This window comes from Rathayibacter sp. AY1D2, assembly GCF_002932695.1.
Lineage (GTDB): Bacteria > Actinomycetota > Actinomycetes > Actinomycetales > Microbacteriaceae > Rathayibacter.
The window spans coordinates 1-8723 of record NZ_PSVX01000098.1; the positions used below are offsets into that span (position 1 = coordinate 1).

Genomic DNA, 8723 nt, shown 5'->3' on the forward strand with positions numbered 1-8723 from the left:
GGCCGATCGGCAGCGTGAACAGCTCGTTGTCCTTCAGGGCGATCAGCGGCCAGGCGAAGTCGTTCCAGCTGCCGAGCAGAGTCAGCAGGATCAGGACGGGGCAGGAGAGTGCCGCCGCCCGCCGCCCGCCGCGTCCGTCGGCACTCTCCTGCCCCGTCCTCTCCGGCCCTGCTCTGTCCTCTCCGTCCACGTCCTCTCCTGCCCCGTCCGGTCAGGAGCGCCCCGCCGCGGCGACCGCTCCACTCCGCCCGTGCCCCCGCCCGACCTCAGCGGATGCCGCTGCGCGCGAACCCCTGCACGAAGTAGCGCTGGAAGCACAGGAACAGCAGCACCATCGGCAGCACCGACACCAGCGCCAGCGCCATGCTCGCGCTGTAGTCCGGCGTCGACTGGCCCTTGAGGTAGAGCAGGCCGATCGGCAGCGTGAACAGCTCGTTGTCCTTCAGGGCGATCAGCGGCCAGGCGAAGTCGTTCCAGCTGCCGAGCAGAGTCAGCAGGATCAGGACGGCGATCAGCGGCTTCGAGAGCGGCAGCACGATCTGCAGGAACACCCGCAGGTGGCCGGCGCCGTCGATCCGCGCCGCCTCGATCAGCTCCTCCGGGATGGAGAGGAAGAACTGCCGGGCGAGGAAGATCCCGAAGGCCGCCGCTGCTCCGGGCAGGATCACCGACCAGTAGGTGCCGTAGATCTGCAGTCCGGTCACGAGCTTGAACTGCGCGACCATGATCGCCTGCACCGGGATCATCATCGTGGCCAGTGCGAGCAGGAACAGCAGGTTCCGCCCCGGGAAGCGCAGCCGCGCGAAGCCCCAGCCGGCCAGCAGGTTCACCACGACGGTGAACACCGTGACGAACACCCCGATCACGACCGAGTTGACGAACCACTCGCCCACGGGGAAGCGCGCGAACACCGTCGCGAAGTTCTCGAACGAGATCTCGCTCGGCCAGAAGCGGGGCGGGCCGGGCGCGAACACATTGCCGCGCGGCGAGAAGGCGATGACGAGCATCCAGTACAGCGGGAAGAACACGACCGCCGAGGCGACGATCGCGACGACGAGGCGGACGACGAGTCCGGAGCGGGAGCCGTCGCGGCGGGAGGGACGCCGGCGCGGGGTCTCGCGGGCGGTGGCCGCGGCGACCGCGGCGGGCGTGGTGACGGTGGAGGACGACATGAGGGCTCCTAGTCGACGAGGTCGCGCGTGCGGCTCGTGCGCCACTGCAGGTAGGTGAAGGCGAGGGAGACCATCAGGATGACGACGCCGAGCGCGGCGCCGTAGCCCTGCTCGCGGACCTGGAAGCCGTTGCGGTACGCGTAGGTGCCGAGCACCGACGTGGAGAAGCCGGGGCCGCCGCCCGTCATCACGAAGACGATGTCGAAGACCTGGAACGAGGCGATCACGTTCATGATCAGCAGGAAGAAGGTGGACGGGCCGACCAGCGGCACCGTCAGTGCGCGGAACTGCTGCCAGCGCGTCGCTCCGTCGATCCGCGCGGCCTCGTAGAGCTCGGGCGAGACGCTCTGCAGGCCCGCCAGGTAGATGACCATGTTGAAGCCGATCCGCAGCCACACCGCGGTCAGCATCACCGAGATCATCGCCGCGGAGCCGTCCGACTGCCACGCGGCCGGCGAGGCGCCCAGCGAGCTCAGCACCTTGTTCACGATGCCCGAGGACTCGCTGAAGATCGTGACCGCGATCATCCCGGAGGCGACGCCCGAGATCACCAGGGGCAGCACGATCACCGTGCGGAAGATGCCGCGCGCGGGCAGCACGGAGTTGAGCAGCACGGCCAGGCCGAGGCCGCCGGCGAGCTCGAGCGGCACGGTGACCGCGGTGAAGAGGAGGGTGTTGCCCAGGCTCTGCCAGAACACCGGGTCGGCGCCCATCCGCAGGTAGTTCGCGAAGCCGACCCACTCGGGCGTACCGAAGCCGCGCGACTCCTGGAACGAGAGCTGGATCGCCCAGAGGATCGGCACGAACAGGAACAGCGCCATCAGGAGCAGGTTCGGGCCGACGAAGCCGAAGCCGGCGAGGGCCTCGCGCCTGCGGGCCGACCGCGGCCGGGCGGAGGAGCCCGCCCGGCCGCGGAGGGTGGTGGCGGTCATCAGCTGGTCGCCTGCTGGATGGCCGCGTCGAGGCCGGAGAGGGTCTCCTCGGTGCTGCGTCCGCCGACGAACGCCTCCTCGAGCTGGTCCTGCATCGCGACGGAGATCTTCGCGAGGAACGGCGAGGTGAGCTGCTGCACGTCCCGCGGGGTGATCGTCGCGGCCTGCTCGACGAACACGGGCATCACGTCCGGGCGCACCGCGAAGTCGATCGACGCGGGGTCGATGTCGGACCGGGTGGGCAGCTCGTTCGTCGCCGCGCAGAACTCGGCCATGGTGTCGGCCTGCGTCATGAACGAGAGGAACTCGGTCGCGAGCTCGGGGTTGTCGGTGTCGGCCGTGGCGACGAGGGCGTTGCCGCCGAGGTCGGTCGCGCCGCGCTCGTCGACGGGCATCGGCGTGGCGGTCCACTCGAAGTCGGCGAGGTCGTCGATGTCCGGCACGAGGAAGGACCCGGCGAACGCCATCGCCGCGGTCTGCTCCGTGAAGAAGGAGTCGGCGTAGGTGGCGGACTTCACCGAGCTGGTCGGCGGGACCCAGTCGTTGTCGAAGAAGCTCTTCGTGAAGTCCAGCGCCTTCGCGCCGGCGGCGGAGTCGATCGCCGGAGTGGTGCCGTCCTCCTCCAGGAGCGTGCCGTCGGCCTCGAACAGCCAGCTCAGCCAGCGGGGCGTGCCGCCGAGCTGCCAGTTGTAGACGAACGGGTACTGCTCGGCGGGCAGGCTCGCGCGCAGCTTCGCGGAGGCGTCGGCGAACTCCTCCCAGGTCCACGCCTCGTCGGCGGTGGTCGGCACGTCGGTGATGCCGGCCGCCGCGAGCAGCTGCGTGTTCACCAGCAGCGCCGACACGTCGGTCTGGTGCGGGACGCCGTAGGGCTTCCCCTCGAAGGAGACGGCCTCCTGGAACGCGGGCGTGAAGGAGTCGAAGTCGTCGATCCGGTCGGTCAGGTCGAGCAGCTGCTCCTGGCTGGAGTAGACGCCGAGGTTGCCGTAGTCGACGCGGAACACGTCGGGGGCCTCGCCCGACGACAGCTGCGCGTCGATGTTGCTGAACATCTGGTCGTAGGGGACGACGTTGAGCTCGACGCTCGCCCCCTCGTGCTCGGCCTCGAAGTCGGTGATCAGCGACTCGAAGGCCGCCTGCTCGGACTCGCTGGCCCAGGTGGTGAAGGTGATCGAGTCGGCGTCGGCCGAACCGCCGCCTCCTCCTCCGAAGCCGCTGCAGCCGGTGAGGGCGGCGGTCGACGCCAGGACGGCGGCGAGAGGGATGAATCGTCTGCGCATGGGTGGTCTCCTGCTGTGAAGGGTCGGACGGGGGGCGGGATCGGAGGCCGCGTCAGGCGGGGCGGCGGAGGGCGGTCTCGACGAGCGAGACGAGGCCGTGCGGGCCGAGCTGGCCGGCGAGCAGGTCGAGCGGAGTGGGGACGGGCAGCGCGGAGGCGGCGCGGCCGAGGCGGGAGGCGGGCACGGGGGCGGCCTCGCGCTCCTCCGGCTCCGGGTCGGCGAGGGCCAGCGCGACAGTGGCGGCCACGTCCTCGACCGCGCGGACGCAGCCGAAGCGGATGATCCGCTCGTCGTCGATCAGGGCCTCGCCGTAGCCCGCGCGGAACGCCGAGCGCTGCACGTCGCTGATCGGCCGCGAGTAGATGACGCCGAGCTCGATCAGGAGCAGGTCGGCCTCCCGCGGGGCGACGGTGGCCTCGTCGAAGTCGATCAGCCAGGGGCGGCCGCTCTCGTCGATGACGACGTTGCCGGGATGCGGGTCGCCGTGGAGGGGCACGCGGGAGGTGGGCGTGCGGGCGCGCTTCAGCCGCCGCTCAGCGCCGGCGAGGGCGTCGAGGCGGGAGCGGTTCCCGCGGCAGAGCGCGGTGAGGCGGGGGCGGAACTCCGGCTGCGCGTCGATCCTCTCGTCGGTCTCGGCGAGGAGGTCGGTGAGCGGACGGCGGACACGGCGGATGCCCCGCCGCACGGGAGGCGCGAGGGTCGGCGGCTCGGCGTCGCGCACGGAGCGCAGGACCGCGCCGAACCCCTCCCAGTCGAGGGCGTCCTCGCCGGAGTCGACGGCGTCCTCGCCGAGGATCCACGGCGCGACCGAGACCCGCAGCCCCGGTCCTCCGCCCAGGGGCGCCCGTCGGAGGCGCGGTGCGACGCCGCGACGCCCGGCACCCCCGACTCGCCCAGCGACGCCGAGAGCGCGAGTCCGAAGCGCCCGTCGCGGGCCGACGCCTTGACGCTCCACAGCGCCCCGGAGCCGTCGGCCGCGCACCAGACGCGCGCTCCGTGGTCGAGTCCGCCGACGACGGGCTCCAGGTCGACGAGGCCGACGCCGAACTCGCGGCGCACCAGAGCGCGGGCCCAGGCGCCCGCCTCCTCGATCGTGTCCATCCCGCTCATGCTGACGTGCGGGCGCCCCGCGAGCAGGTGCTTGCGCGATCGATGATCGTAGGCATGGGTGCGGGCTGAGCCGCGTCTCAGGCTCGGGCTCCGGGCCGCCCGACGAGGAACCACGCCATCGACCCCAGGAAGGGCGCCACCACGACGGCGATCGTCCACAGGCCCTTCCGCAGGGGATCGAGGCCGGAGCGGAGGACCTGCGCGACCGCGAGGATCGCGACTCCGAGATACGCGGCCCCGCACAGGGCGGCGACCACGCTGGTGCCGAGCAGTGACATGTCCATCGCCCGACGCTACGCGCGGCGCGGCGCTGCCGGATCCGCCGCGGGGCGGAGACTCCCGGCGATGCGCAGCGGGCCTCGCTCAGCGGCCGAGGACACCGGTGATCGTCCGCGCGCCGTCGGCGGGGAAGAGGGCGAGCCGCTGCTCCGTCCCCTGCTGCCGGACCGTGAGAACGGGAGCCGCGAGCGCGTGACCGTGGTGGTAGCCCGTCACCGACTCGGGGGCGTCCGCAGCGGTGAGGGGCACGAACGCGATCGGCGAGAGGTCCGCGTCGGCGCGGAACAGCGAGAGCGCCCTCGCGGTGACGACGGCCAGCAGCACGGGGTCCGTCTTCGCCGCGCGCAGCGCCGGGAGGTCGACCGCGGCTCCGGCGACCGCGAGCGTCCGCAGCGAGGCCAGCGTCTCCGGAGTGTTCAGCACCGCGGTGACGCCGCCGTCCGGATGCTCGGCCCGCAGCCTCTCGAGGCTCGGCCGGGACCACCGCTCCTCGACGCGCCGCCGGAGCCCGAAGCCGAGCCCCGCGACGATCACCGCGGCCACCGCGAGCACCACGCCCCACCCTCCGTAGAGCTGGAACGCCCGGGCACCCGACCACGCCGCCGCGACGACCACCGTCGCCCCGAAGAACGCCTCGCTTCCGAGCGACCGCAGCCGGGTCGACTGCACTTCCTGCGTCACGAGCGCTCCTCCGGGTCGGGCGGACCTCCGGGCGGGATCACGTCAGCGCATGATCCCACCGGCGCCTGCGGGTCGGGCGGGGATCCGTCGCGCGGAAGGCCGGCTCAGCGCCCGCGCCGCGCCCGCGGATCGGTGAGGAGCCGGACCGGGGGGAGGTCGGCCAGGTCGGGGGACACGAAGCCCAGCACGTCGGAGTGGTGGTCGGCGGAGGCGCGGCGGAGGAAGGACCAGCACTTGAGCGAGGACGGGCGCCGGTCGAGGGGGAGGGGAGCGGCCTCCACGATGATCACGGTGGCGGAGCGGTGCAGGATCCGCACGGGCACGCGGCCCTCGCGGCCGTCGACGGTCCAGCTGGAGACGCCGCGGATGCGGCCGTCCTCGCGGTCGACGCCGACGGTGAGGACGCTCCGGAAGTCGTCGGACGCGGCGCCCATGCCGATCTGGAAGTCCCCGTCGGCGCCGTCGAGCACGAAGGCGACGTCGAGTCCGCGGCGGTGCCGGACGGTGAAGGTGGCGAGCAGGGGACCGCTCCCGAACCTCGGGGCCTCGTCGCGGGCCTGCCGGACACGCTGCTCCGCGTCGTCCCTGTCCATGGAGCCACTCCTGCCGTCCCGGCGGAGCGGGGCCGCGCGCCCGTCGAGCCTAGGGGGAGCGGGGCGGCGTCACCCCGCGCGAGGCAGCGTCACCCGGAAGCGGGCGCCGACGGGCCCCGCCTGCGCCACGAGGTCGCCGCCGAGGGCCCGGGCCAGCCCGCGCGCGATCGGCAGGCCGAGGCCCGAGCCGCCGTCGGCGCGGTTGCGGGCGTCGTCGAGGCGGACGAGGCGGTCGAAGACGCGCTCGCGGTCGGCCTCGGCGATGCCGGGGCCGTCGTCGTCGACGGTGATCGTGACGGAGTCGGCGGCCGCCTCGACGGCGACGTCGATCCGGGAGCGGGCGAAGCGGGCACCGTTCTCGAGGAGGTTGCCGAGCACCTGAGCCAGCCGGTCGGCGTCGGCGCTGACCAGGAGCGGCTCGGCGGGCCGCTGCAGCTCGATCGCGAGGCCCGGGCGGCGCAGCTCCTGGCGCTCGATCGCGGCCTCGGCGATGCCCGCGGGGTCCAGCGGACGCGACTCCAGAGCCAGGCCCTCGTCCAGCCGCGCCATCAGCAGCATGTCCTGGATGAGGCGGCCCGCGCGCAGCGACTCCCGCACGACGTGCACCGAGAGGCGCTCGCGCTCCTGCTCGCCGCCGTCGCCGCGGACGAGCGCGTCGGCGGCGGCCTGGATGCCGGCGACCGGCGTCCGCAGCTCGTGCGCGGCGTCCGAGACGAACGCGCGCATCCGCTGCTCCGCCGCGAGGGCCGTCGCCTCGGCGGCGAGGGCGCTGCGCTCGGCCTGCTCGAGGTCGTCGAGCATCTCGTCGAACGCGGTCGCGGTGCGGCCGAGCTCGGTCCGCGGACGGGAGGGGCGCAGCCGCCGCCCGCGGTCGCCGTGCGCGATGTCGCGGGCCACGTCGGTCATCCGCTCGAGGGGCCGGAGGGTCGCGCGGACCACGACGATCAGCGCGAGGGCGGCCAGCACGAGGAACACGGCCGACGCGGCGAGCAGGATCCCGTTCAGCTGCGCGAGGGTGCTGCCCACCGATCCGGCCTCGCTGGTGAGCTCGAGGCGGGTGCCGTCGCTGAGGGTCGACTCGAGGGTGATCAGCTCGTCGTCGGCGGCGACGCTGCTCGAGACGACGGTGACGGCGGCGGAGGCGGCTCGGGGCGGGACGGCTCCGGAGGAGGAGCTCGTGCCGGGCGGCGACGGCGGCTCTCCGAGCTGGTCGGCGGCTCCAGGGCCCAGGCGCAGCTGCTCCGGGCTCGGCCCGGCCACGACGTCCTCGCCCTCGGGGCTCGTGATCCGCACCGAGACGCCCTGCGCCGAGAGGCGGGAGGCGAGGGCGTCGTCGGCGATCGTGCCGACCAGCGCGGCGGCGGCGGAGGCACGGTCCTGCAGCCGCTCCTCGATCTGGTCGCGGAGGCGCTCGCCGAGCACCGCCTGCACCGTCGCCGAGAGGGCCAGGAGCAGAACGGCCAGCAGCGCGAGCACGGCCAGGACGGTGCGGAGGCGGAGGGAGCCGGTCCGCAGGGCGCCCGGCTGGGAGCGGCTCACGCCTCCACCCGGTAGCCGAGGCCGCGGACGGTGTGCACGAGCCGGTCGCCGTGCGCCTCCATCTTCTTGCGGAGGGAGCTGAGGTGCACCTCGACGAGGTTCGGGTCGACGTGGTCGTAGCCCCAGACCTGCGTGAGGATCTGGGTCTTGGTGAGGGTGCGGCCGCGGTTCCCGGCGAGGAAGGCGAGGAGGCGGAACTCGGTCGCGGTGAGGTCGAGGGCGACGCCGCCGCGGCGGGCGCGACCCGACTCCGGGTCGACGACGAGGTCGCCGATCTCGACGACGGACGGGATGCGGCCGCGGCGGCGAAGCACGGCGGTCACGCGCTTGACGAGCTCGGCGAGCACGAACGGCTTCACCACGTAGTCGTCGACGCCCTCGTCGAAGCCGCGGAGGCGGTCGTCGACGGCGTCGCGGGCGGTGAGCATGATCACCGCCGCGTCGCTGCTGCGGCGGATCCGCTCGGCGAGCACGATGCCGCTCGGGCCGGGGAGCATCCAGTCGAGGATCACCAGGTCCGGAGCGAAGGTGCTCAGCTCGCGGGCGAGGTCCTCGCCGGAGACGAGACCGCGGACCGTGAAGCGCTCGCTGCGCAGCGCGGTCTCGACGGAGGAGCGGATGGCGTCGTCGTCCTCGATGAGGAGCACACGGGCGGAGGAGGGCATGTGCTCGAACCTAGGGGCCGCGGATCGGGGCGCACCCGGCGTCTGCTGTGGAGGGTCTGTTCTTAAGTCCGGCTTCAGATTCGCCTTCGAATCTGAGATGGAACCGGCCGCAACCGATCCCGAACGGGGTCGGCACCGGGCCGGAACGAGGAGACACCCATGACCGAGTCGACCACCCCCGCCGAGAAGGGCTCGAGCTTCGGGCCGCGCCGTCCGAAGAAGCGCGCCCTGACCATCGGCATCGCCGTCGGCGCACTCGGACTCGTCGCGCTCGGCTCGACCGCCGCGTTCGCCGCGACGCCGTCGAGCACGCCGACCTCCAGCGCCACACCGCTGCACTCCACCTCGACCGGTGCGCCGTCCACCGGTGCGCCGTCGACCGACGCGCCCGCCGCAAGAAGATGGAGGCGCACGGCGACCGGCTCGTGCACACCGTCCGCGGCCTCGGCTACCGGGTGGAGGCGTGAGCCGC

9 protein-coding genes and 2 pseudogenes are annotated in these 8723 nt (G+C 73.4%); 1 reads left to right on the plus strand and 10 read right to left on the minus strand.

Annotated elements, in window-relative coordinates; translation table 11 throughout:
• The 10 genes and pseudogenes from C5D04_RS18840 to C5D04_RS17110 form a co-directional block, all read right to left on the minus strand.
• Positions 1-190, minus strand: a pseudogene (locus tag C5D04_RS18840) (hypothetical protein); the annotation flags it as partial.
• Between the two features lie 76 nt (positions 191-266).
• Positions 267-1172, minus strand: coding sequence for a carbohydrate ABC transporter permease (locus tag C5D04_RS17070; protein WP_104348097.1), 906 nt, complete (start codon positions 1170-1172; stop codon positions 267-269).
• An 8-nt stretch (positions 1173-1180) separates the two neighbouring features.
• Positions 1181-2104, minus strand: a complete 924-nt coding sequence (locus tag C5D04_RS17075) for a carbohydrate ABC transporter permease (protein WP_104348098.1) — start codon at positions 2102-2104, stop codon at positions 1181-1183.
• Complete coding sequence (locus tag C5D04_RS17080) at positions 2104-3384, minus strand: sugar ABC transporter substrate-binding protein (protein ID WP_244229553.1); 1281 nt, start codon at positions 3382-3384, stop codon at positions 2104-2106. Before C5D04_RS17080 ends, C5D04_RS17075 begins: the two co-directional genes overlap by 1 nt.
• Before the next feature lie 52 nt (positions 3385-3436).
• Positions 3437-4366 (minus strand): phosphotransferase, encoded by a 930-nt coding sequence (locus C5D04_RS17085; RefSeq protein WP_308471779.1) that lies wholly within the window; start codon positions 4364-4366, stop codon positions 3437-3439.
• 205 nt (positions 4367-4571) lie between these two features.
• On the minus strand, positions 4572-4778 hold the full coding sequence (locus C5D04_RS17090) for a PLD nuclease N-terminal domain-containing protein (RefSeq protein WP_104225196.1): 207 nt from the start codon (positions 4776-4778) through the stop codon (positions 4572-4574).
• Between the two features lie 79 nt (positions 4779-4857).
• Positions 4858-5454 carry a hypothetical protein gene (locus tag C5D04_RS17095; RefSeq protein ID WP_104348099.1) on the minus strand — a complete coding sequence of 199 codons (597 nt, stop codon included), beginning with the start codon at positions 5452-5454 and terminating at the stop codon, positions 4858-4860.
• A 104-nt stretch (positions 5455-5558) separates the two neighbouring features.
• Positions 5559-6047, minus strand: a complete 489-nt coding sequence (locus tag C5D04_RS17100) for a hypothetical protein (RefSeq protein ID WP_104348100.1) — start codon at positions 6045-6047, stop codon at positions 5559-5561.
• 69 nt (positions 6048-6116) lie between these two features.
• Complete coding sequence (locus tag C5D04_RS17105) at positions 6117-7586, minus strand: cell wall metabolism sensor histidine kinase WalK (protein WP_104348101.1); 1470 nt, start codon at positions 7584-7586, stop codon at positions 6117-6119.
• Positions 7583-8251 (minus strand): response regulator transcription factor, encoded by a 669-nt coding sequence (locus tag C5D04_RS17110; RefSeq protein ID WP_104225192.1) that lies wholly within the window; start codon positions 8249-8251, stop codon positions 7583-7585. Before C5D04_RS17110 ends, C5D04_RS17105 begins: the two co-directional genes overlap by 4 nt.
• 159 nt (positions 8252-8410) lie before the next feature.
• Here C5D04_RS17110 and C5D04_RS18410 point away from each other — a divergent pair.
• A pseudogene (locus tag C5D04_RS18410) lies at positions 8411-8723 on the plus strand (hypothetical protein); the annotation flags it as partial.

Excerpts from the sequence above, each read along its gene's own strand:
- C5D04_RS17100 (WP_104348100.1), bottom strand. The coding sequence starts at position 6,047 with ATGGACAGGGACGACGCGGAGCAGCGTGTCCGGCAGGCCCGCGACGAG.
- C5D04_RS17080 (WP_244229553.1), bottom strand. The coding sequence starts at position 3,384 with ATGCGCAGACGATTCATCCCTCTCGCCGCCGTCCTGGCGTCGACCGCC.
- C5D04_RS17075 (WP_104348098.1), bottom strand. The coding sequence starts at position 2,104 with ATGACCGCCACCACCCTCCGCGGCCGGGCGGGCTCCTCCGCCCGGCCG.
- C5D04_RS17070 (WP_104348097.1), bottom strand. The coding sequence starts at position 1,172 with ATGTCGTCCTCCACCGTCACCACGCCCGCCGCGGTCGCCGCGGCCACC.
- C5D04_RS17110 (WP_104225192.1), bottom strand. The coding sequence starts at position 8,251 with ATGCCCTCCTCCGCCCGTGTGCTCCTCATCGAGGACGACGACGCCATC.
- C5D04_RS17090 (WP_104225196.1), bottom strand. The coding sequence starts at position 4,778 with ATGGACATGTCACTGCTCGGCACCAGCGTGGTCGCCGCCCTGTGCGGG.